Origin of the sequence: Christensenella intestinihominis, assembly GCF_001678845.1 — a bacterium.
Classification (GTDB): Bacteria; Bacillota; Clostridia; order Christensenellales; family Christensenellaceae; genus Christensenella; species Christensenella intestinihominis.
Map to the genome: position 1 here is coordinate 133,505 of NZ_MAIQ01000004.1, position 21,364 is coordinate 154,868.

Sequence of the window (21,364 nt, forward strand, 5' to 3'; positions counted from 1 at the left end):
CCCGCAATATTGCGGGAGCGTTTTCTTTCTTTGCCTGAACGGTTATTTTTCTTCTGCGAGACCCTTGTAGTATTCGTACCGTTCTTTCGCTTCCTCTTCGGATTTTGCGAACAGTTCGTCCGCCATTTCCGGGAAGAGCTTCTTTAAGGATTTATAACGGGTTTCACTCATAATGAAATCCTGGAAGCTTGCCGTTGCCGGTTTGGAATCGAGCGTGAACGGATTCTTGCCCTCTTCCTTAAGCGTCGGGTTATAGCGGTAAAGCTGCCAGTAGCCCGCTTCCACCGCGCGTTTTTCTTCATGCTGCGATTTGCCCATGTTGATACCGTGGTTGATGCACGGAGCATACGCAATGATGAGCGACGGACCCGGATATGCTTCCGCTTCCTGCATTGCTTTCAGGAGCTGGTTCTGGTTCGCGCCCATTGCAACGCTTGCAACATACACATAGCCATATGTCATGGCAATTGCGCCAAGGTCTTTTTTCTTGACCTTTTTGCCGGAAGCCGCAAACTTCGCGATCGAGCCTGTCGGCGTCGCCTTGGAGGCCTGGCCGCCCGTGTTGGAATAAACTTCCGTATCTACGACGAGTACGTTCACGTCTTCGCCGGAAGCGAGCACGTGGTCGAGTCCGCCGTAGCCGATATCGTACGCCCAGCCGTCGCCGCCGAAAATCCATACGGACTTCTTGATGAAGAGGTCTTTCTGGTCAAGGATTTTCTTGCAGGTATCGCACTTATCCGCAACCTTTTCGAGGGCCGCCTCAAGGTTTGCAGCCGCAGCCTTGGACTCGTCGCCCTTGTCGGCCACTTCGAGCCATGCTTTCATTGCTTCCACAACCGCCGCGTCCTTTTCGCCGGGTGCGTCGATTGCAGCCTGTACCTGATCCTTGAGGGCGTTCCTGCGCGCCGTGAACGCGAGGTTCATGCCGTAGCCGAATTCCGCGTTGTCTTCAAACAGCGAGTTTGCCCAAGCCGGGCCTTTGCCCGCGTCGTTGACCGTGTAAGGGCACGTCGGAGCGCTGCCGCCGTAAATGGAGGAGCAGCCCGTCGCGTTTGCAACCGTCATCCTGTCGCCGAAGAGCTGGGTAACGAGTTTTACATACGGCGTTTCGCCGCAGCCCGCGCATGCGCCCGAGAACTCGAACAGCGGCTTTAAGAACTGGCTTTCCGGAACCGTGTTCTTCTTGATTTCGATCTTCGGTTCGGGTAGCGCCGCCGCAAAGTCCCAATTGTCCTTCTGGAGTTTTTCCTGCTCAGCAAGCGGCTTCATGATGAGGGCCTTTTCCTTCGCCGGGCAGATATCCGCGCAGTTTCCGCAGCCCGTGCAGTCGAGCGTGGAAACCTGGATGCGGTAGTTATAACCTTCCTTGCCGCGCGCAGGTTTCGTCTCGTAACCGGCCGGGGCATTCTTCAGGTCTTCGTCTGTCGCGAGGAACGGACGGATTGCGGCATGCGGGCATACATAAGAGCACTGGTTGCACATGATGCAGTTGCCGATCTGCCATTCCGGTACGTTGACGGCAATGCCGCGCTTCTCGAATTTCGTCGTACCCGTCGGAACAAAGCCGCGCGGATCAAACGCGGAAACCGGAAGCTCGTCGCCCTTCTGGACGAGGATCGGATGGATTACGTCGCAGTAATATTTATCATCCGGCAGCGTAAGGCACGGAGCGCCCTGCGTTGTCGTCGCCCAGCTGTCAGGATACTTCACTTCCTGGACCGCCATGCCCGCGTCAACCGCTTTATAGTTCATGTTTACGATCTCGTCGCCCTTCTTGCCATAGGTCTTCTTGATCGCCTGTTTCATATAATCGATGGCGTCCGCTTCCGGAATAATGTTCGCAATCTTGAAGAACGCGGACTGCATAACCATGTTGGTCCTGCCGCCGAGGCCGATTTCGCCCGCAATTTTGATTGCGTCGATATTGTAGAGTTTCAGCTTCTTCTTGGCGATAACGTTTTTCATGACCGCCGGAAGTTCCATTTCCATCTCTTCGAGGGACCAGGGGGAATTCAGCAGGAACGTGCCGCCTTCCTTGATTCCTTCGAGAACGTCGTAACGGATGACGTAGGACGGATTGTGGCAGGCCACCATATCCGGCTGCGTGATGAGGTACGCCGACTGGATCGGGGATTTCCCGAAACGCAGGTGCGAGATCGTGATGCCGCCCGATTTCTTGGAGTCATAGGAGAAATAGCCCTGCGCATACATATCCGTATGGTCGCCGATGATTTTGATGGAGTTCTTGTTCGCACCCACCGTACCGTCGGAGCCGAGGCCGTAGAATTTCGCGCTGAAAAGGCCGTGCGGCGAAGAATCGATCTGGTCTTTCACTTCAAGGGATGTTCCCGTCACATCGTCCGTGATGCCGACCGTGAAGTGGTTCTTCGGGGCAGCCTGCTTCATGTTGTCGTAAACCGCTTTCACCATGGAAGGCGTATATTCCTTGGAACCAAGGCCATAGCGGCCCGCAAAAACCTTGATGCCGGTCCGGCCCGCTTCAAAGAGCGCCGTTACGACGTCTTCATACAGCGGCTCGCCGAGGGAACCGGGTTCCTTTGTCCTGTCAAGGACGGTCACTTTTTCAGCCGAAGCCGGAATCGCATCCACAAACGCGCTCGCGTCGAACGGACGATACAGGCGAACCTTGATGAGGCCCAGTTTTTCGCCCTGCGCGTTCAGGTAATTGATCGCTTCTTCCGTTACGTCGCAGCCGCTGCCCATGATGACGACAACGTGCTTCGCATCCGGAGCGCCGACATAATCAAACAGATGATACTGGCGGCCGAACATTTTCGCAAATTCGTTCATCGTTTCCTGAACGATTGCCGGAGTCGCCGTATAATACTTGTTCGCAGCTTCCCTGTTCTGGAAGTAGATATCCGGGTTCTGCGCCGTACCCTGCTGGTGCGGATGATCCGGGTTCATGCCGCGCGCGCGGAATTCCTCGATTGCCTTCCAGTCCACCATCTCCGCCAGTTTGTCGTAATCAAGCAGCTCGATCTTGGAAACTTCGTGGGACGTGCGGAAACCGTCGAAGAAGTGCACGAACGGAACCTTTGCTTTCAGCGTGGAGAGGTGCGCCACCGCGGCCATATCCATCGTTTCCTGTACGGAAGCGGCAGCCAGCATGGCAAAACCGGTCTGGCGTGCGGCCATCACGTCGGCATGATCGCCGAAGATGGAGAGCGCATGCGCGGCAAGCGCCCGTGCGGAAACGTGGAACACCGCCGGGAGGAGCTCGCCGGAAATTTTGTACATATTCGGGATCATGAGCAGCAGGCCCTGGGACGCCGTAAATGTGGACGTAAGGGCGCCCGCAGCGAGCGAACCGTGGACAGCGCCGGCAGCGCCGCCTTCGGACTGCAGCTCGGAAATTTTCATTGTCTGTCCGAAGATATTCTTTCTTCCTGCCGCGGCCCATTCGTCGCAGGACTCCGCCATCGGCGAGGAAGGAGTGATCGGGTAAATCGCGCCGACGTCGGAAAATGCATATGCGACGTGTGCGGCGGCGGTATTACCGTCGATTGTTTGTTTTGCCATTCTTAGTGACCTCCTAATTTTATAATTCATTTAAAAACATTCGCAACATTATAATTATAGTATTGCGGGCACCGAAAAGTCAAGGTGAAACGCCGCTATATCCCCTTTTTTTGAAATTTCATCCACAGGATGCGAGGGGGTTGCAATTTATCCGTATGTACGTACATTTTTTATTTTCGGGAAAGAAATGCTTTTCTCCCCAAAGCTATGCCTTGTGCTCCCTTTTTTCCTATGCTATACTGAAAGCACAACAGAAAAATGTGCAGAGTAGATTTTGCGCGTTAAGTGTATCAGGATGGGATGTCGCCTGATAACGAAAAGGCCCTTGGCCTTGCGGTGCAAAGTCGCGTCCGCTGCTCACAAAAGAAGATTCTTTGAGGCGGCTTTTTGCTTATCAGCATTCCGGCCGACAGCCTTTCTTTTGTAGAAGCGTTGCCATTTTTACGAAAGGGAGGTTATTTTTATGTCCAAAATCAGTCCAAAAACCCTGCGCCTTGTGTATTGCGCAACCTTTATCGCCATTGCCGTCGTCGTCGGCAGCTTCCTGTCTTTTTACCTGACGGAAAGCATCAAATTCAACCTTGCGCCCGTGGTCATTATGCTGACGGGCGCGGTGCTCGGCCCTGTTTGGGGCGCGGCGGCGGGCGGCGTGACCGACCTGCTGTCCTTCCTCATCGGTACGGCGGCGAAGCCCGGTCCTTATTTTCCCGGCTTTACGGTGACAATGATCCTCTACGGCCTTATTTCCGGGCTGGTTTTTTACAGGAAGAAACGCCCGGCCGAGGTGCCGTCCATTGCGAAAATTTCCCTCGGCACGGCGCTTACGCAGACGGTCTGTTCCCTGCTGATTAATTCCTTCTGGAACTACCTGCTGTACGGGCCGACTTACCTTGTGGTGCTTACAACGCGCCTGCCCTCCACATATATCATGTGCGCGGTGTACATCGTCCTGATGTGCATACTCCTGAAAAACAAGCGGAAAATGTTTAAATCCCTGTATATGCCCGCCGCGGCATAAATACGGACCGGCAGAAAGCGGCACATCCGCCGCTTTTTTGTTTGCCGTTTTTCCCGCGGGAATCCAGCGCGCCAAAACAAATGCCCGGCAAAGGAAACGTATATAAACCCCGTGAAACGTGAAAAGCCGGTTCTCGCGAACCGGCTTTTCAAAAAATAATAAAAGGGTGGGGATTGACATATCCTAGTCTCCTAAGATATGGTTTCATTTTATACTACATCCCTGCATATTGCAAGTAGTATTTTGTTAATAATTTGTAAATCCTGCCGTTTCATTTTTTGCGCGCCGTTTCAAGCCTTTTGAGCACATAGTTCGGCAGCGCAAAACAGCCGCGGTGGAGCTCCGTATTATAATAACCTGTGGAAAGGCCGAGCGCGTTCCACGCATCCGCGTCAAAGGAAAGAGGATCGCGATCCCGGGATGCAAACCCGAACAGCCAGTGCCCGGAGGCGTAGGTTGGCATATGGAACTGGTACACCCTGCATATGGGGAATACCGAGGAAAGCTTCTTGTGCGCGCGCTCCATCTCCACTGCGTCTCCCTCATAATAAGGGCTCTCATGCTGGTTCACCATGACCCCGCCGGGCGCGAGGAGCCTCGCGCAGTCTTCGTAGAACGCCTGTGAAAAGAGCCCTTCCCCCACCCCGACGGGATCGGTGGAATCAATCAGGATCAGGTCGTATTTTTCCTGCGCATCACGCACAAAGGCAATGCCGTCGCAATAATGCAGCGATACGCGCGGATCATTCAGCTTGCAGGCGGTCCTGGGAAGGTATTCCCCGCACAGGTCGACCACCATTTGGTCGATTTCCACCATATCGATATGGCGGATTCCCGGATACCGCACAAGCTCGCGCACCGCGCCGCCGTCCCCGCCGCCGATAATAAGCGCCTTTCGGGCGTCCGGGTTTACCGCCATCGGCAGGTGCACCAGCATTTCATGATAGATGAATTCATCGCGCTCCGTCAGCATGATAAAACCGTCCAGCGTAAAAAAACGCCCGTATTCATAAGAATCATAAAAATCAATTTTCTGGAACTCGCTTTTGGTATCGACAAAATGGTCTTTTACCTTAATGCCGAACTTTGCGTTTTCCGTAAAATATTCATAAAACCAATCATTTTTTGAAATTCCTGCCATAAAAAATCTCCTTCATTTCCCGTTCGAGGTTCCTCTCGATGCGCGCGCGCGTTTTTTCCTTGAGGTCCGCCGCGTCCAAATTAAAAAGGTAATTGTCAAGATCGTATTCTTTCAAAATCATGCTCGTATGAAAAATGCGCTCCTCGTATAAATTAACGTCGTAGGTTTCATACTTTTTGAGGATTGAGCCGGGGATGTAATCCTGGATGGACATGATATCGTGGTCCATGAATACCTTGCCGCCCTCTTCCGTGCGGGTGAACCCGCGCACACGGTAATCCATGGTAATGATATCCGAATCGAAGCTCGTGATAAGCTTTTCGAGCGTTTTGAGGGGCGATATTTCCCCGCAGGTGGAAACGTCGATATCCGCACGGAAGGTACAAACCCCGTTTTGCGGATGGCTTTCCGGATAAGTGTGCACCGTAAGGTGGCTTTTGTCAAGATGCCCCACAAGGCTCGCGGGCACCTCTTCTTCCGCAATCAGCATAGTGACGGACGCCCCCTGCGGTTCGTAGTCCTGTTCTGCGATGTTCAGCACCTGGGCGCCGATCCGGCGCGCCACATCCGTGAGGATTTCCGTCAGGCGGCGCGCATTATAGCATTCGTCAATATATTCAATATAACTGCGCCTGTCTTCCTTGGTGTTGGCGTAGCAAATGTCGTACAGGTTAAAACTCAGCGTTTTCGTAAGGTTGTTAAATCCATATAATTTCAGTTTTTGCAAACCATGCCTCCGCATACGGAATTGTTTTATTTATGACTTCGGGATAGGATCGTCGGCTGCGGCGAGCTCCCGCACGCGCGTAAAGTCATAATTTTATTATATATCAACGTTCATGAAATGGAAACCATTTCTCCTTTCCCCGGCAATCACACTTTTATCATTTTTTGGCTGTGCTTCCTTTTGACGGCTATATATTTGCCTTTTCAGGTCATCTATCATAAGTATTACCAAGCAAAGCAATATTTGCAGGCCCAAGAAATACCTGATGAATCAAGGTTGGTCTGCTCATGCAACAAAAAAGGAGGAGCAACATGAAATTCCAACTCGCAACAGATTACGCAATACGCATCCTGTGTTACCTGTATGAAAACAACAACAGGCTCTCCACAGCGACCCATTTATCGGAAAAACTTGGAATTACGTATCTGTATTTTATGAAACTGACAGGCGTATTGAAGCACGCCGGGCTGATCCAATCGGTGCAGGGCTGCAACGGCGGCTACCAGCTTGCAAAAAACGCGGAAAACGCAACGCTTTACGACGTAGTTAAAGTGACCGAGGGCGATGTGCGGATCAACCGGTGCCTCGAGGAGGATCGTTTTTGCAGCAGGAATGCCGCAGAATGGTGCACCGTGCACACCTTCTTCCAGGAGCTCCAGGATGGTTTTATCGAGCGCCTTAACAGCGTACGTATTTGCGACCTGTGCCAAAAGACGGGAGAGCAGAAGGCCGCCGCGCAGCAATACGCGGAACTAAACGTATAAACGGGCGGGCTTTTTCGTGCAGTTTACATGAAGGCCAGGCGGTATAAAAAACGGATGTGCAGCTTTGCACATCCGTTTTAACATCCGTTCCAATTAAATTATTCTTCGCTTTCCACTTCGGGCGACTGTGAGCCGCTTGCCGTGCTTTCTGCCGCTTCCTTTGCCGTCGGCGCATGGCCAAAGCGGTATTCGATATCTTTCCCGCGAATCTCGGCAATCTGCATCATCTGCGTAACCGTAACAAATTTATAGCCTTCATCCTTCAGTGCTTTAATGATCCTGTCGTACGCGGCTACCGTTGTGGCGTGGATATCGTGCGACAAAACAATGGCCCCGTCCTGCACGTATCCGCCGTCCGGCGTGCCGTTGACCACGTGGTCGTATACAATATCCGGGTCACGGTTTTCCTTCTTCCAATCGTTCGGGTCCACCGACCACAAAATCTGCTCGCGGCCGGTCTGCTCCGCCATATCCTCCGACATGGAGCCGTACGGCGGACGGTCGATCAGCGCCCGCAGGCCTGTCGCCGCTTCAATCGCGTCGTTGGCTTTCCCGTACTGGTTCGTCATGATTTCATCGAGCGAAAGCGTCATCAGGTCCGTATGGTCCCAGCTGTGCGTGCCGATTTCGTGTCCTTCGTCATAGACGCGCTTCACGATATCCGGATACTCTTCCACATTGGTCCCGACCATGAAGAACGTTGCGACCACGTCGTTTTCCTTCAGGATATCAAGCAGCTTGGGCGTATTCTCCGGATGCGGGCCGTCGTCAAAAGTAAGCGCCACCACTTTATCGTTTAGCGGGTCTATCCCTTCAAGGCTCTTTGGAGGCATATACCCTTCCTTGGCCTGCAGCTGCGCAAGGTTTGTGGTTACCTCGGGAGTCGGGTCCGGCGTTGGCTCCGGTGTTGCCGTCGGGTCCGGCGTTGCTTCCGCGGACGGCTCTTCGGAGGGAGTCGTGGTAATTACCGTCGGTACGGCGGCGGATTCCGCCGCGCTTCCCGCGCCGCCGCAGCCCGCCATAAAAGCGCACGCCATCAGCGCCGCGAGTACCATAGAAATCAGCTTAATTTTTTTACTCATTCATTATTCCTTTCAGCGGTTTTGGGGGAACCGCCGTTTCAATTATAATACACCTTCCGTAAGCTTGTAAACACCGGTTACCGGTGTTTCCCAATAAGGCCCGGAATGATTCCCTCTTTTTCTTATTCCTCCCCGGCGGTTTTCCCGGCAGCGGGCGCGCTCTTAAACAAATAATCGAGCGATTCTCCCCTAATTTCCGCGATCTGCATCATTTGCGAAACGGTCACAAATTTATAGCCCTTTCCCTTCAGCTCGGGAATAATGCGCGCGTATGCGTCCACCGTGGACTGGTAGATTTCGTGGGAAAGGATAACCGCGCCGTCCTGTACGGCGCCCCCGTTCCAGCCGTTCATAACATGCTCGTAAACCGCATCCGCATCCTTATATTTCCAATCCTCCGGGTCAACCGACCAGATGATCTGTTCCCGGCCGATTTCCACCGCCGTTTCTTCGCTCATTCCGCCCCCCACCGGACGGTCGAACAGGGTACGCAGTCCCGTGGCCGTTTCGATGGCATCATTTGCCTGCGTATATTGGGCGAGGATTTCATCCGCCGAGAGCGTTGACCACGTTTTTTCCGGATGGGTATAGCTGTGGGTTCCGATTTCATGGCCTTCTTCGTATTCGCGTTTCACAACATCCGGATACTGCTCCACAAGGTTCCCGACCACAAAAAACGTCGCAACCACGCCGTTTTCCTTCAAAACATCCAAAAGCTCGGGCGTTTTAACCGGGTTGGGACCGTCGTCAAACGTCAGCGCGATTACCTTATCGTTTAACGGATCGATGCCCTCGAGGCTTTGGGCCTCCATAAACCCGTCCTTCGACTGGAGCTGGGGAATATCCGTTACGGGCTCCGGCGTGGGGCTGGGCGTCGGCCCGGGCGTCGCCGCGGGCACGGAAGCCCGGGGCTCGTCTTCCGCGGCTGCGGATTGCCCGCTCGTGATAACCGTAGGCGCCGCAGAAGCCGCGTTTCCAAGGCTGCACCCCGCAAGCAACGCGGCGCATATCATTATCGTCAAAATGATACCGACTGTTTTTTTCATTTTACTGTCCTTTCGTCTGTCTCGGAATATCGTTCTTTAGATTATAGTGCACTTGTATCAAAGTTGCAAACTCGATTCCGTAACCGCTGTATACCCGCAAAAAAAGGACAGCCCCTAAGCCCGGCCGTCCTTTCGTTTTCACGGTTTGCCTATTCTTCGCCGCCGTCCGCGGATTTATTCGCCGCCTCCGCCGTGGGCGCGCTGTAAAACTTAAAGCTTCCCATATCCTGCCCGCGGGCCTCCGCGATCTGCATCATCTGCGTGACCGTCACAAACTTATAGCCCTGGTTTTTGAGTTCCTTGATAATACGGTCGTAGGCGTCCACCGTCGTCGCGTGGATGTCGTGCGAAAGGATAACGCCGCCGTCGGCAACATAACCTTCCACTTCCTTTGCGCCGCCGCCTTCCCCTCCGTTCATAACGTTGGCGTAAATGGTGTCCGGGTCACGGAATTCGGGCACCCAATCCTTCGGGTCCATTGACCAGATGATCTGTTCCCGCCCGATGGACGCAGCCTCCTCCTTCGTCATCGCGCCACCCGGCGGACGGTCGATGATGGTGCGCAGGCCTGTCGCCGCCTCAATTGCATCGTTGGCCTTTGTATACTGGTCGAGCTTTTCGCCGACCGGGAGGTTTTTCCATTTTTCCGTATGGTTCCAGCTGTGCGTGCCGATCTCGTGTCCTTCCTCATATTCACGCTTGACAATATCCGGATATTTTTCAACATTCTGTCCGACTACAAAGAAGGTCGCCACAACGCCGTTTTCCTTGAGGATGTCGAGCAGCTTCGGCGTCAGCGTTTCATTGGGGCCGTCGTCAAAGGTCAGGGCGATCACCTTGTCATTCAGCGGATCAATTCCCTCGATGCTTTTCGCGGGCATAAAACCGTCCCGCTGCCTGATCTGGTGGATATCCGTTTCCGCAGGCTCCGCGCCCTGCGAAGCCGGTGCGTCTGCGGCCTGCCCCGTGCCGAGAACCGCTTCTTTATTTTCCGGGTTCAGGAGATTCGCAAGCTTTTCAAGCGGAATCCCTGCCTCGAAGCTCCCCGCCCCGGGCGGCGCGACCTTCCCGCGCCCGAAAAAGAACAGCACCTTGTCCGGCGCAAGCGCAAAATTCGCATAATTCGCTTCCTCGGGGGCCGTTCCCGTTGCGAACAGGTCTTCATCCATGCTTTTGCGCAGGACTTCATTTTTACGCAAATATCCCTGCGCTTCCTGTGAAACGGGCGTCAGGTAATCCTGCGCCGGATCAAACACATCCGCAAGCGCAAGCTTTTTGCCCGCCGCAAGGTCGTACACAAACGCTTCGGTTTCTTCCTCCGCATCCTGCCCGGCCAGCTTTGATTCCGTCGTGAACTTGACGCTCAGCAGGTTCCCTTCCGTCATATACGGCTTATACGTGACGGTAAGGCTACATAATTCATTTTTATGCTCCGCGTGCGCGGACTCCGCCGCCGCACGGAAATCCGCAAGCTTATTTTCCGCAAAGGCTTTCAGTTCTGCCGAAATATCCGGCGCGCCCGCAAGCACCGGATAGTCGACGGACACCAGCGTATCGCCCTCCGTTTCGAGGATATGCCCGCTCGTCACGCCGTCCGCCGAATCAAGCTGCCGGCTCACCGCCGCCGCTTCAAACCTGCTGCGGTAGGCGTCCGGGCTTTCCTCCCTGCTTTTCGTATCTCCCGCGCATCCGGCGGCAAGCGGAAGCATAAACGCAGCCGCCGTAAAAAACGCGATCCATTTTTGTTTCATAACCGATTCCCCTGCCTCCGGGTGCCCAGGACCCGGGTTTTGCTTTGCTACATTATACCACAGAACCTTGCTCCGTCACAATTTATCCCGCTCCGGTATGTGCATCCTGCCGCGGCAGAGTTTGTAATCCCTGCCCCGATATGATACGATACTAAATACGAGCAGGCGGGTGCGGTATGGATTATTCAAAAAAAAGCCTCTGGGCTTTTTTGCCAAACAGGAAAAACGAAACAAAACCGGTGGATGTATTTTACGTATATCCCACTATTTACGCGCATCCTTTCCAAAAAAAGCGCCATCATATGAGCATGAAAAATCCTATTTACCTATGGGTCGCCAAGGGCATGTCCGCCTGGCAGGGCCAGCTTTTTGCGCGCCACTGTAATTTTTATGCGCCGCATTACCGCCAGCTTGGCACGGAGAGTTTTAAAATGCCCCTGCCCGAGGTCATGCGGGCGGAGCGGATGCCTTATGAGGATGTGCGCGACGCATTCCACTATTACCTCGAGCATTATAACAACGGGCGGCCGTTTATCCTTGCGGGGCACAGCCAGGGAAGCGCCATGCTCCTGCAGCTGATGCGCCGGGAATTTTCCGATCCCCTGCTCCAGGAAAAGCTTGTCGCCGCCTATTTAATCGGATTTTCACTCACAAAACGTGATTTTAGACGCTATCCGCACCTCCGGCTCGCAAACGCGGCCGACGATACGGGCGTGATTATCTCTTACAACACAACCGCGCGCGGCCTGCCCCTGATGCGTTTTATCCGTCCGGATTCGCTGTGCGTGAATCCGCTCAATTGGAGGCACGACAGCGCGTACGCGGACAAATCCAAAAACGACGGGGCGGTATTGTTTCAATTCGGTAAAAAATTCAAATATGAGGTGCCCCATTATACGGGCGCCTATGTGGATGAAGCGCGCGGCGTCCTGATGATTGACGACGACGCGGCCTATGAGCTTTACAAGGCGCGGTGGTTTTTCAAAAAGTGCCTGATGAACCGCGGCTCGTTGCACATGCTTGATATCGCGCTTTTTTACAAGAACCTGGAGCGCAACGTCGGGCAGCGCATTGAGGCGTATTTTTCGCCGTTTCCCGAATAACAAAACAGCAAATATCTGCCGGAAAGCTTTCCTTCCGCCTTATACCCGTTTTGCCTTGCGCGGCATGCGGCATTTATTGATTTGCTTCAGGTCGCTATGCCGATCCGTATTTCCTATTCCGGCAGTTCCCTGGCGGAACCCGCAAACGGCCCCGCTTCGGCCCTTTGCGCCCGTTCCCGGTTGAGCCTGCTGTTGTGGTACATGCGCTTTTGCATATACATCCGTTCGTCCACTTCCGTAATGATTTCCGTCATATCCCCCGTATTTTGCGGGTCGACCTCCAGCACTCCATAGCAAAAACTGATTTCGTACGGCTTTTTTTCCCGTCTCCTGACCCTGTCCAATTCCTCGAGCGCATGCTGCATCACCTTTTCCGCCACCTGCCCGCCGCAGGCGTAAAATACAATCATAAATTCGTCCCCGCTCATACGAAAGGCGAATTGCCCTTTTTCAAGCGATTCCGTGACCGCCCTTGCAATCGTGGTAAGCAGTTTATCCCCTTCCACATGGCCATAGATATCATTGACAGCCTTTAATAAATTCACATCATACAGGCACACCGTGACCGGCTTGTTTTCCTTTTTGCCCCGTTCAAGCGCTTCCGAAAGCCGTTCCTTGCCCGCGCGGCGGTTCAGCACGCCCGTAAGTTCATCGAGGCTTGCCTCGCGCGACATTTTTTTTGCATTCGTAATGTCTACAGACTGTTGAAAATGCACGATACGCCCGTCCATCCAGCGCATCGTGCTGTCGTAATTCTCGTAATTCCTGTGTGTGATCGTATTATATTCCTCCCACACATAGGAAAAATTTTTATCGCGATTCTCCCGCAGCTGCTCCATCGGACAGAATTCGCAGCGCTGCGTCTTCCCCTCCTGCAGGATTTTCCAGCATATTTTCCCGACAGGGTCTTCCACGCCAAAATCCTTGCGCATGGTTTTATTCATAAAAAGAATCTCGTCCGTATCGAGGTCCGTTACATAAATGTTTGCGCGCATATTGTCCATGAGCTCATTAAACACCCATGTTTGTTCCAATTGGTTTTTACAGTAAATCCGGTTGGCGAGGGCTATTTTGGAAGTCTGCGCGAGCTTGCCCAGCAATTCCTTTTCCCCAGTTGTCCACGCCTCTTCTTTTTCCGCCAGGATTACGCCCTGCACCTGGCCGGAACAGGCGACGGAAACCACCGCAAAGAAAGACGCCCCGCCCTCTGCCCCGCGGGCCGTTGCCACCATCCTGCACAGCGCTTCATCGTTTACATCCGCATCTTTCCATTTACTGAAATCCAGGTCGTACAAATACCGGGTCGCGTTTTCCGGCATAACTTTTCCGCCGCGCCATTCCGCGGCCTCACAGACCCGGTAGTCCCCGGAAAAACCGACGAGGGCAACCCCGCAGACCGGGAGGAACCGCCGCACGAATTCCGCAAAGCAGCCGATGCCCTCGGCGAGGGACCCCTGCCCGATAATAAAAGGTTCCAGCGCTCCAAGCGCTTCGTTCAGGTTTTCCAAATATTCTGTGTTTCCGCAGTTATCATCCATGTAGGAAATACCCTTCCTGGCCAGTATACTTTAAGCGATACTTATTATACGCTTTTACTATACGAAAAACAATCCAATTTCCTATTTTAACAAAGCCGGTTTTCCCCGCCAAAATTCCCGTTTCCCATCACAGTTTGCATGTGACGTTTTGTCGTTTTAATTGTAATTGTTTTTTAATTACATTATTGTACATTATAACGCTTCCCAAAATAAATTACAATATTAATTACAGGAGAAGCAGCGGTATGGAAAAATTTAAAGTGAACACAAACGATGGAAAAATTTCATCCATTAACCGGACGATCCGCTTAAAGCCGGAGTATTTTGAAAAAATTATGGAGTTAAGCGAGAAAACCGGCGTTTCCTTCAACAAAATTGTAAACCAGTGTATTGAATACGCCCTGGGCAACATGGAAGAAAAATAATTCCGGCATACAAAAAAAGACGCTGCCGCGGCAGCGTCTTTTTGATATGCTGTTTACTGAAGAATGCCATACTGTACGATAACCGCCGCAAAAACGACCGCTACCATAGACATCAGCTTAATCAGTATATTGAGGGACGGGCCGGACGTATCCTTGAACGGATCGCCTACCGTATCGCCCACAACAGCGGCTTTATGGGCCTCGCTGCCCTTTCCGCCGTGTGCGCCGCCTTCGATGTATTTCTTTGCGTTATCCCACGCGCCGCCGGAGTTGGACATCATGACCGCAAGCACAAAGCCCGTTGCCGTCGCGCCGCCGAGCATGCCGACCACGCCGTTTGCCCCCAGGATAAGGCCCACGATAATCGGGGCGACGAACCCAAGGATTGCCGGGGCGAGCATCAGGTGCAGGGCGCCCTTCGTGCAGATATCTACGCACGATTCATAGTCGGGCTCGCCTTCGCCGGTCATAATTCCTTTAATCTCCTTAAACTGCCGCCGTACTTCCACAACAATCTTCATCGCCGCCTTGCCGACCGCGCTCATCGTCATGGACGAGAACAGGAACGGGAGCATCGCGCCGATAAGGAGGCCCATCAGGACCGTCGGGTCGAGCAGCGAAAGCGCCGACATATCGATCTGGCACTGGTCTGCAAACGCCGCAATGAGGGCGAGCGCCGTAAGCGCCGCGCTGCCGATTGCAAAGCCCTTGCCCGTTGCAGCCGTCGTATTCCCGAGGGAATCAAGCGCATCCGTGCGTTCGCGTACAACCGGGTCCTGCCCGCTCATTTCCGCGAGGCCGCCCGCATTATCCGCCACCGGGCCGTAAGCATCCGTCGCAAGCGTAATGCCGAGCGTCGAAAGCATACCGACCGCAGAGATTGCAACGCCGTAGAGGCCAACCTCAAACGAGCCGCTGCCGAGCGTTCCGCCCGAAGCAAAGTAGCTGATGAGGACGCTGGCAACTACTACGATAACCGGAATCGCCGTGGACTTCATGCCAAGCGCGATACCGCTGATGATCGTGGTTGCCGGGCCCGTCACTGTGGACTCTGCAAGGTCTTTGGTGGGTTTAAAATGATCGGACGTGACATATTCCGTATAGTAGCCGATGATGATACCCGCCACAAGGCCGGAAAGGATTGCCACATACACGCCGATATGCCCGGGCCCGAGGATGCCCGTAACCAGGAAATAACCCGCTACGGCAACAATCGCCGCCGCAATATACACGCCCTTGTGAAGCGCGGAAAGCAGGTTTTTCTGCGACGCGTTTTCCTTTGTTTTGACAAAGAAGCTGCCGATTACGCTGGCAACGATGCCGACCGCCGCCAAAATCATCGGAAGCGTAAGCCCGCTGCCGCCGAGGCCCGCCGCAACCGCGAGGGCGCCCGCCGAAATAATGGACCCGACATAGGATTCGTAGAGGTCGGCGCCCATGCCCGCAACGTCGCCGACGTTATCACCGACGTTATCGGCAATGGTCGCCGGGTTGCGCGGATCATCTTCCGGGATGCCCGCTTCCACCTTACCGACAAGGTCGGCGCCCACATCGGCCGCCTTGGTGAAAATCCCGCCGCCCACACGTGCAAACAGCGCCATGCACGAAGCGCCCATGCCGAACATCAGCATGTTGCTCGCGATTTGCGCCGTATCGCCCGCAAAGTACGCGTTCAGTATAAAATACCAGATTGTGAGATAGAGAAGGCCAAGGCCGACAACCGTCATGCCCATGACCGCGCCCGACGAAAACGAAACGCGCAGCGCCGAGTTGAGGCTCTTGGTCGCGCCCGTCACCGTACGGGAGTTTGCCGCCGTGGCGATCTTCATGCCGATAAAGCCCGCGAGTGCGGAGAACACGCCGCCCACGATGAACGCGATCGGTACGAAGAAGGTCATAAAGCCCGTCGCGGCCAGGATGGCCAGGACGATGGTTACAATCACGAAAAAGATTGCAACCGTCTTATACTGGCGCTTGAGGTAGGCGTTCGCGCCCCTCCTGATCGCACTGGCGATTTTCTTGATCTTGTCACTGCCTTCGCTCTTCTTCAGCACGCCCGACGCGGTGACCGCGGCGAACACGAGAGCAATGACAGCGCCGATCAAGGCCCAAAACATAATGTCCATTGGTACTTCCTCCTATGATTACATATATTTTTGAAACTTCTATGCAGGCACGCCCATCCGCACCCCATACACACAAGGAGCGGCAAACGCGTCATATCTTAATATGGAAACCGGCCGGCTGCGCCTGCCGAAAAAAAGTAGTTAAAAATCGGATCGACTTCATTATAATACTTTCTTTGTTTATTTGAAAGTAAAATGAGCAATTTATTCCCGCTTTTTTTGAGCAATTTTGGTAAAATTCTCAATTATTCCAAACACCACGGAAAAATATGTGCAATTTTGCGGCTTCATCCAATTTGACAGGCCGTTTTGGACGAATTATAATTGAATCGTACTAATACGATTCATACGGATTGGAGACTGACACACGATGATGGTAAAACTTGATCCGGCATCAAAAAAGCCGATTTATGAGCAAATCGTCCAGGAAATGAAAACGCTTGTGATGACGGGAAAGCTGCTGCCGCATGAACAGGTTCCTTCCGTGCGAAAGACGGCGAAGGAGCTTGGCATTAACCCAAACACGGTCCAGAAGTCTTATGCGATCCTCGAGCGGGATGGAATCCTTTACTCCGTGGTGGGGAAAGGAGATTTTGTGGCGGACAACGCCGCGCGCATCAAGGAAATGAAGAAACAGGAAATCCGTGAAATGTTCATACGCGTTACCCGGGAGGCGCGTGATTCCGGTTTATGGATCGACGAGATTTTCACCATTGTGGACGAGGCCTATTCCGCAAATTAGGGATATTCCGTTTTACATACAGGTTATAATGGAAGCAAACCGAAGGGGCCGGACCGGCGGCCTCTTTTTTCGCCTGTTTTCCCAAACATCTTCCGCGCGTCTTCCCGGCTTTCAATTTTAATTCTTCCTGCCGTTTCAAAGCCCTTTTGCCGGCGTATAAAATATTTATCAGATACGAAAGGCGAAAGGAAAATGCATACAGCTTGCCATGCACAATGCGGAGAAATATACGGTATGGTGGAAAGGGGCGTTCACGTGTGGAAGGGAATTCCATATGCGCAGCCCCCTGTGGGCGCGCTTCGGTTCCAGCCCGCACGGCCTCTTGCCGGCTGGAAGGAGCCTTATTCGGCGACAGAATTCGGCCCCGCCTGCCCGCAGCGCAAAAAATATATGGGAACGAGCGAGGACTGCCTGTACCTTAATATTTGGTCGCCCCGGCCGGATGGCAGGAAGCGCGCGGTGCTCTTTTTCATCCACGGCGGCTCCTTTGCGGGCGGCAGCGGAAGCGAGCCCGAATATGACGGAACGGCCCTTGCGAAAAACGGCGACGTGGTCGTCGTAACCATCAATTACCGGCTGGGGGTGCTGGGCTTCCTGGATTTTTCTTTTTTAGGGGAAGGGTTTTCCGCAAACTGCGGCCTTTCCGATATTGTCATGGCCCTTGCATGGGTCTATGGCAACATTGAAGCGTTTGGCGGCGACCCGGAAAACATTACGGTATTCGGCCAGTCCGCCGGGGCAATCGCCGCTTCCGTGCTTCCCGTGATGCCCTCCGCGCGGAAATACGTGTCCAAGGTAATCATGATGAGCGGCGGGCCGTCGCTTTTATATACGAAGGAACATTACCAGGAAATTGCAAAGCAATTCCTTTCGTTTATGGATATTTCCTCGCCGGAGGAGCTGCGCTCCATTCCCGCGTCCCGGCTTGTGGCCGGGCAAAAAAAATTCGCCTCCTATTGCGGCCTTGGCGACGGCACCTTTATGATCGAGGTGGACGGCATACTGGTCCCCAATTACCCGATTCCCGCGGCGGCGCAGGGCGCCGCAAGGGATATTCCGATCCTCATCGGCACAACCCGGGAAGAGCTTTCGTTTTCATGCAAAAAGCTCCTTTCCAAGGTCCTCGATATCAGCAGCATCCTGATTTCGGACCGCACTCGTGAAAGCGCTGAAACAAGGCGAAGAATCCGGCAGGCATACAAGCGCTATGGCAAGCGTGCGCAAGCCATGATGCTGACGGACCGCATCTTTCGCATGGCAAGCGTATGGTACGCCGAGGTTTACAGCCAGTATGCGCGTACGTGGATGTACCGTTTCGATTATGAAACCCCGGCCATGCGGCTTACGGCCCTTCATGCGTGCCATTCCTCGGATATCCCGTATGTTTTTGGAAATTTCCATGCCCGGCAATACAAATGGATGTTCCTCTTCCCTTCGCCGCGTCCACGCCGCGTGCTCGGGGCAATCCAAGGGGATTTTATCCGCTTTGCCAAAACCGGCTTCCTGCCGTGGCGGCGCTGCCACGGCGGCGAGACCCCGGCCAAATGCTATGATAAGCACTGCCGCGTCCGGCCCATGGTGGAACCCGACATTGAACGCGAATATGAAAAAAGCGATTTTAAACGCCGCAGCTTCAAGGGACTTGACTATATGGGGGCCGGTCAGCGATAATAGGGATAGATCAACAAAAGAAAGCGTGAATGCAGTATGACTGACCTATTGGAAATCAGCAGGCTTTTGGCGGAACATTCCGCGTGCGATATCGAAGAAATCACACCGGATAAGTCCCTGGTGGGCGACCTTGGCCTGGATTCCTTCTCCCTGCTCGACGCCGCTTTGGCGTTCGAGGATCATTTTCACATTGCGATTCCGGACAGCGACCTGCATCTTTTGAATACTGTCCAGGATGTGGTGGATTATATCAATACGCATACGAAGGAATAGAAAAGGGCCGCCTTCCGGCAGCCCTTTTGTGGTGCGCTTTTTTATTTCTTCTTTCTTGAAAGGTTCCAGATCGACAGCGCATAGAACACGGCCGCTGTGACAACCATGACAATGACGCAAACCGCAAGCGTCGTCATTTTTCCGTCAAATTCAAATTGCACGCCCAGCTCCGTATTAAATTCCTTAAGCATGCCCGCGGGCGCGCCGTCAAAGGAGACGGCTGCCGGCTGCTGCGTCATCACGGTACGGAAAAAGGACGCCGAATAAGACACCGGGAACACCTTGATAACGCCTTGTACCGCTTCGGGCAGGCTTCCGATCGGGATATAGACCCCGATTAAAAAGCCGATCAGGGTGCCGATCACCGTGCTTGCCGTGGTAAACGCATTCCGGCTTTTGAAGAAGGATACGAGGAACAGGACAATAGAGCTTGATGAAAGCACGGAAAGGAAAATCCCGCCGACCACCTTTAGCATATTCTCCGCAGACAGTACCTCCCCGCCGGAAGCCACGATGAAAATTTCCCCCACGACGAGCGCGACCAGGCTCATGATTACGCCCACGGCAAACGCGCAAAAGATATAGCTGCCCGCAAGGCTTCCGCGCTTTAAAGGCGATACGGTGAAATCCTTCATGATTTTTCCCGCGCGGTCTTCCACCATAATGCCGAGCGCGCCAAGCGTGGAGGTCATGGAAATCACGGCGAGGATGCCCGCGATAACCCAGCTGTTCATCAGGAAGTCAACCCCTTTTACGTCCTTCATGCCCCCGGTGATCGTATCGCCGAGGAACACCGCATACAGCGCGATAATAATCAGCACCGAGAGCAGCGAGAAAAACACCGCGCCCCTGTCCCTGAAAAATAATTTCAAATTTCGTTTTGTCATTGCCCACATCGTTAATTCCTCACTTCCGAACCTGTAATATTCAGGAAAACGTCGTCCATTGTCCCCCGGCGCACCTCGAGGCCGGCGATTTCATCCCTGCATTTATCAATGATACCGATTGCGTCCGCCGTATGCCGCAGCCTGACGACGAAATCCCCTCCCGTTTTTTGGAATTCAATTCCCTCACGGTCCAGGAGCGCATGGAGCGCTTCCTCTTTTTTGGGGGTGATTTTCAGCATGTCCCGGGTATAATTTTCCTTAAGGTACGCGGGCGTTCCCTTGGCAAGGATGCGCCCGTGGTCCATGATGGTGATATAGTCTGCCTGCGCCGCCTCCTCCATGTAATGCGTGGTAAGGAATATCGTCATGTTGCGCTCCTTTTGCAGCAGGCGGATTGTGTCCCACACCTTACGGCGGGTCTGCGGGTCGAGGCCTGTCGTCGGTTCGTCGAGGAACAGGACCTGCGGCGTGTTGACAAGGGCGCGCGCAATATCCGCCCGCCGCCGCTGCCCGCCGGAAAGCTTGCCGTAAGGACGGTTCCAGAAGCCCATTACATCCGCCGTAAACGCGGCGGACGCGACCGCGTCCCGAAGGGCGTCTTTCCGCATCCCATAAAGGCTCCCCCGCAGCATCAGGTTTTCGCGCACGGTAAGCAGCGCGTCGAGCACGCTGTCCTGGAACACGATGCCAATTTCCGCGCGGATTGCCCCGTCGTCCCGTCCAAGCTCGTGCCCGTCCACCATAACCTGCCCCGCGTCCGGCGCGAGCTGTGTGGAAATCATGTCGATCGTCGTCGACTTGCCCGCGCCGTTCGGCCCCAAAAATGCAAAGAGGGACCCTTTTTCCACATAAAAATCAATTCCTGCCACAGCCTGCACCGTTCCATAGGATTTCCTGAGGCCGCTGACCTCGATTATTTTTTCCATACCTTCCTGTCCTTTCGCTTTCTACGCATCCTACGTTACCAGCAGGAAAGGCCCGGTTCAAGCGGTTCCGGGCAAGGTGCATATTTTGCATGGTGAAATGCAAAAGGGACGCCAATGACGTCCCTTCAAAACCGCATCAATTGCTGCCGTAACAAAGCGGGCGCTCCGCGGCGCGCCCGGCCCGCTATTTCCGCTTCAGCTTTTTAATCTGCTTGTTGATATCCTCCGCGTCCGCCCTGTTCTTAATGACCAGCACGCCGAAGGTTACGAGGTAAACGATGCCGATCATGCCGAGCACAATGGGCACATAAGGCAGTTCCATGGGAATAAAGCCGCCGAAGCCGCCGATCAGGAACACGACCGCGACAATATCGACAAGGTCGACAATCATCTGCAGCGCCGGGCTGCTGACCGGCAGCCTGTCGGTAAAGGAGATGAGCACCGCAATACAGGTCGTCATCAGGAACAGGACCAGCACCGCTTCCGGCACCACATCCGCAAAACCCACCGTAACCGAGAGCACGGTATAAAGAAGCATCAGTGCGGTAAAGGAAATGCAGTCCATAGTGACATAAAACTTAAATTTCGACATTTTTCT

Annotated in this window: 18 protein-coding genes and 1 riboswitch; of the genes, 7 read left to right on the forward strand and 11 right to left on the reverse strand. The window is 53.8% G+C overall.

The annotated features are described in order from the left end of the window. Positions 1–42 precede the first annotated feature (42 nt). Positions 43–3,546 (reverse strand): pyruvate:ferredoxin (flavodoxin) oxidoreductase, encoded by a 3,504-nt coding sequence (gene nifJ, locus BBD38_RS07095; protein ID WP_066686193.1) that lies wholly within the window; start codon positions 3,544–3,546, stop codon positions 43–45. 261 nt (positions 3,547–3,807) lie between these two features. Then, positions 3,808–3,904, forward strand: a riboswitch (THF riboswitch). 105 nt (positions 3,905–4,009) lie between these two features. Here nifJ and BBD38_RS07100 point away from each other — a divergent pair. Continuing rightward, positions 4,010–4,564 (forward strand): folate family ECF transporter S component, encoded by a 555-nt coding sequence (locus BBD38_RS07100; protein ID WP_066686196.1) that lies wholly within the window; start codon positions 4,010–4,012, stop codon positions 4,562–4,564. A gap of 271 nt (positions 4,565–4,835) precedes the next feature. On the opposite strand, the gene speE is transcribed toward BBD38_RS07100, so the two are convergent. Both speE and speD read right to left on the reverse strand, forming a co-directional pair. After that, the gene (speE, locus tag BBD38_RS07105) at positions 4,836–5,705 is read right to left on the reverse strand and encodes a polyamine aminopropyltransferase (protein ID WP_066686200.1); all 870 of its coding nucleotides are present in this window, start codon (positions 5,703–5,705) and stop codon (positions 4,836–4,838) included. After that, positions 5,683–6,447 (reverse strand): adenosylmethionine decarboxylase, encoded by a 765-nt coding sequence (speD, locus tag BBD38_RS07110; RefSeq protein ID WP_066686202.1) that lies wholly within the window; start codon positions 6,445–6,447, stop codon positions 5,683–5,685. Before speD ends, speE begins: the two co-directional genes overlap by 23 nt. A gap of 296 nt (positions 6,448–6,743) precedes the next feature. Between speD and BBD38_RS07115 the strand changes: the two genes are divergently transcribed. Continuing rightward, complete coding sequence (locus tag BBD38_RS07115) at positions 6,744–7,196, forward strand: RrF2 family transcriptional regulator (RefSeq protein ID WP_066686204.1); 453 nt, start codon at positions 6,744–6,746, stop codon at positions 7,194–7,196. Between the two features lie 98 nt (positions 7,197–7,294). On the opposite strand, the gene BBD38_RS07120 is transcribed toward BBD38_RS07115, so the two are convergent. From BBD38_RS07120 to BBD38_RS07130, 3 genes are all read right to left on the reverse strand, one after another. Beyond that, complete coding sequence (locus BBD38_RS07120) at positions 7,295–8,278, reverse strand: polysaccharide deacetylase family protein (protein ID WP_066686206.1); 984 nt, start codon at positions 8,276–8,278, stop codon at positions 7,295–7,297. Between the two features lie 122 nt (positions 8,279–8,400). Beyond that, on the reverse strand, positions 8,401–9,324 hold the full coding sequence (locus tag BBD38_RS07125; RefSeq protein ID WP_066686208.1) for a polysaccharide deacetylase family protein: 924 nt from the start codon (positions 9,322–9,324) through the stop codon (positions 8,401–8,403). 149 nt (positions 9,325–9,473) lie between these two features. Beyond that, positions 9,474–11,075, reverse strand: coding sequence for a polysaccharide deacetylase family protein (locus BBD38_RS07130; protein WP_066686210.1), 1,602 nt, complete (start codon positions 11,073–11,075; stop codon positions 9,474–9,476). A 176-nt stretch (positions 11,076–11,251) separates the two neighbouring features. On the opposite strand from BBD38_RS07130, the gene BBD38_RS07135 reads away from it, so the two are divergent. Further along, a complete protein-coding gene (locus tag BBD38_RS07135) occupies positions 11,252–12,178 on the forward strand; it encodes a DUF3089 domain-containing protein (RefSeq protein WP_066686212.1) in 927 nt (308 codons plus the stop codon). A gap of 113 nt (positions 12,179–12,291) precedes the next feature. On the opposite strand, the gene BBD38_RS07140 is transcribed toward BBD38_RS07135, so the two are convergent. Further along, positions 12,292–13,716 carry a GGDEF domain-containing protein gene (locus tag BBD38_RS07140; protein ID WP_066686214.1) on the reverse strand — a complete coding sequence of 475 codons (1,425 nt, stop codon included), beginning with the start codon at positions 13,714–13,716 and terminating at the stop codon, positions 12,292–12,294. 245 nt (positions 13,717–13,961) lie between these two features. On the opposite strand from BBD38_RS07140, the gene BBD38_RS07145 reads away from it, so the two are divergent. Further along, a complete protein-coding gene (locus tag BBD38_RS07145; protein ID WP_066686216.1) occupies positions 13,962–14,141 on the forward strand; it encodes a ribbon-helix-helix domain-containing protein in 180 nt (59 codons plus the stop codon). A 53-nt stretch (positions 14,142–14,194) separates the two neighbouring features. Here the strand turns inward: BBD38_RS07145 and BBD38_RS07150 are convergent, their stop codons facing one another. After that, positions 14,195–16,267: a sodium-translocating pyrophosphatase gene (locus BBD38_RS07150; RefSeq protein WP_066686218.1), complete on the reverse strand. Its 2,073-nt coding sequence runs from the start codon at positions 16,265–16,267 to the stop codon at positions 14,195–14,197. A gap of 370 nt (positions 16,268–16,637) precedes the next feature. Between BBD38_RS07150 and BBD38_RS07155 the strand changes: the two genes are divergently transcribed. The 3 genes from BBD38_RS07155 (at position 16,638) to BBD38_RS07165 (ending at position 18,953) form a co-directional block, all read left to right on the forward strand. Further along, positions 16,638–17,009 (forward strand): GntR family transcriptional regulator, encoded by a 372-nt coding sequence (locus BBD38_RS07155; protein ID WP_082989547.1) that lies wholly within the window; start codon positions 16,638–16,640, stop codon positions 17,007–17,009. Between the two features lie 192 nt (positions 17,010–17,201). Then, the gene (locus BBD38_RS07160) at positions 17,202–18,680 is read left to right on the forward strand and encodes a carboxylesterase/lipase family protein (RefSeq protein ID WP_082989548.1); all 1,479 of its coding nucleotides are present in this window, start codon (positions 17,202–17,204) and stop codon (positions 18,678–18,680) included. A gap of 36 nt (positions 18,681–18,716) precedes the next feature. Continuing rightward, complete coding sequence (locus tag BBD38_RS07165; protein ID WP_066686223.1) at positions 18,717–18,953, forward strand: acyl carrier protein; 237 nt, start codon at positions 18,717–18,719, stop codon at positions 18,951–18,953. 41 nt (positions 18,954–18,994) lie between these two features. On the opposite strand, the gene BBD38_RS07170 is transcribed toward BBD38_RS07165, so the two are convergent. The 3 genes from BBD38_RS07170 to BBD38_RS07180 all read right to left on the reverse strand — a co-directional run bounded on the left by BBD38_RS07170 (position 18,995) and on the right by BBD38_RS07180 (position 21,358). Next, a complete protein-coding gene (locus tag BBD38_RS07170) occupies positions 18,995–19,840 on the reverse strand; it encodes an ABC transporter permease (RefSeq protein ID WP_235829111.1) in 846 nt (281 codons plus the stop codon). Between the two features lie 11 nt (positions 19,841–19,851). Next, positions 19,852–20,766, reverse strand: a complete 915-nt coding sequence (locus tag BBD38_RS07175) for an ABC transporter ATP-binding protein (RefSeq protein WP_066686226.1) — start codon at positions 20,764–20,766, stop codon at positions 19,852–19,854. A 184-nt stretch (positions 20,767–20,950) separates the two neighbouring features. After that, positions 20,951–21,358 (reverse strand): DUF3021 family protein, encoded by a 408-nt coding sequence (locus BBD38_RS07180; protein ID WP_066686228.1) that lies wholly within the window; start codon positions 21,356–21,358, stop codon positions 20,951–20,953. Between the last annotated feature and the right edge of the window lie 6 nt (positions 21,359–21,364).

Coding starts and splice junctions, on each gene's coding strand:
- nifJ (WP_066686193.1), bottom strand. CDS start 3,546: ATGGCAAAACAAACAATCGACGGTAATACCGCCGCCGCACACGTCGCA.
- BBD38_RS07100 (WP_066686196.1), top strand. CDS start 4,010: ATGTCCAAAATCAGTCCAAAAACCCTGCGCCTTGTGTATTGCGCAACC.
- speE (WP_066686200.1), bottom strand. CDS start 5,705: ATGGCAGGAATTTCAAAAAATGATTGGTTTTATGAATATTTTACGGAA.
- speD (WP_066686202.1), bottom strand. CDS start 6,447: ATGCGGAGGCATGGTTTGCAAAAACTGAAATTATATGGATTTAACAAC.
- BBD38_RS07115 (WP_066686204.1), top strand. CDS start 6,744: ATGAAATTCCAACTCGCAACAGATTACGCAATACGCATCCTGTGTTAC.
- BBD38_RS07120 (WP_066686206.1), bottom strand. CDS start 8,278: ATGAGTAAAAAAATTAAGCTGATTTCTATGGTACTCGCGGCGCTGATG.
- BBD38_RS07125 (WP_066686208.1), bottom strand. CDS start 9,324: ATGAAAAAAACAGTCGGTATCATTTTGACGATAATGATATGCGCCGCG.
- BBD38_RS07130 (WP_066686210.1), bottom strand. CDS start 11,075: ATGAAACAAAAATGGATCGCGTTTTTTACGGCGGCTGCGTTTATGCTT.
- BBD38_RS07135 (WP_066686212.1), top strand. CDS start 11,252: ATGGATTATTCAAAAAAAAGCCTCTGGGCTTTTTTGCCAAACAGGAAA.
- BBD38_RS07140 (WP_066686214.1), bottom strand. CDS start 13,716: ATGGATGATAACTGCGGAAACACAGAATATTTGGAAAACCTGAACGAA.
- BBD38_RS07145 (WP_066686216.1), top strand. CDS start 13,962: ATGGAAAAATTTAAAGTGAACACAAACGATGGAAAAATTTCATCCATT.
- BBD38_RS07150 (WP_066686218.1), bottom strand. CDS start 16,267: ATGGACATTATGTTTTGGGCCTTGATCGGCGCTGTCATTGCTCTCGTG.
- BBD38_RS07155 (WP_082989547.1), top strand. CDS start 16,638: ATGATGGTAAAACTTGATCCGGCATCAAAAAAGCCGATTTATGAGCAA.
- BBD38_RS07160 (WP_082989548.1), top strand. CDS start 17,202: ATGCATACAGCTTGCCATGCACAATGCGGAGAAATATACGGTATGGTG.
- BBD38_RS07165 (WP_066686223.1), top strand. CDS start 18,717: ATGACTGACCTATTGGAAATCAGCAGGCTTTTGGCGGAACATTCCGCG.
- BBD38_RS07170 (WP_235829111.1), bottom strand. CDS start 19,840: ATGACAAAACGAAATTTGAAATTATTTTTCAGGGACAGGGGCGCGGTG.
- BBD38_RS07175 (WP_066686226.1), bottom strand. CDS start 20,766: ATGGAAAAAATAATCGAGGTCAGCGGCCTCAGGAAATCCTATGGAACG.
- BBD38_RS07180 (WP_066686228.1), bottom strand. CDS start 21,358: ATGTCGAAATTTAAGTTTTATGTCACTATGGACTGCATTTCCTTTACC.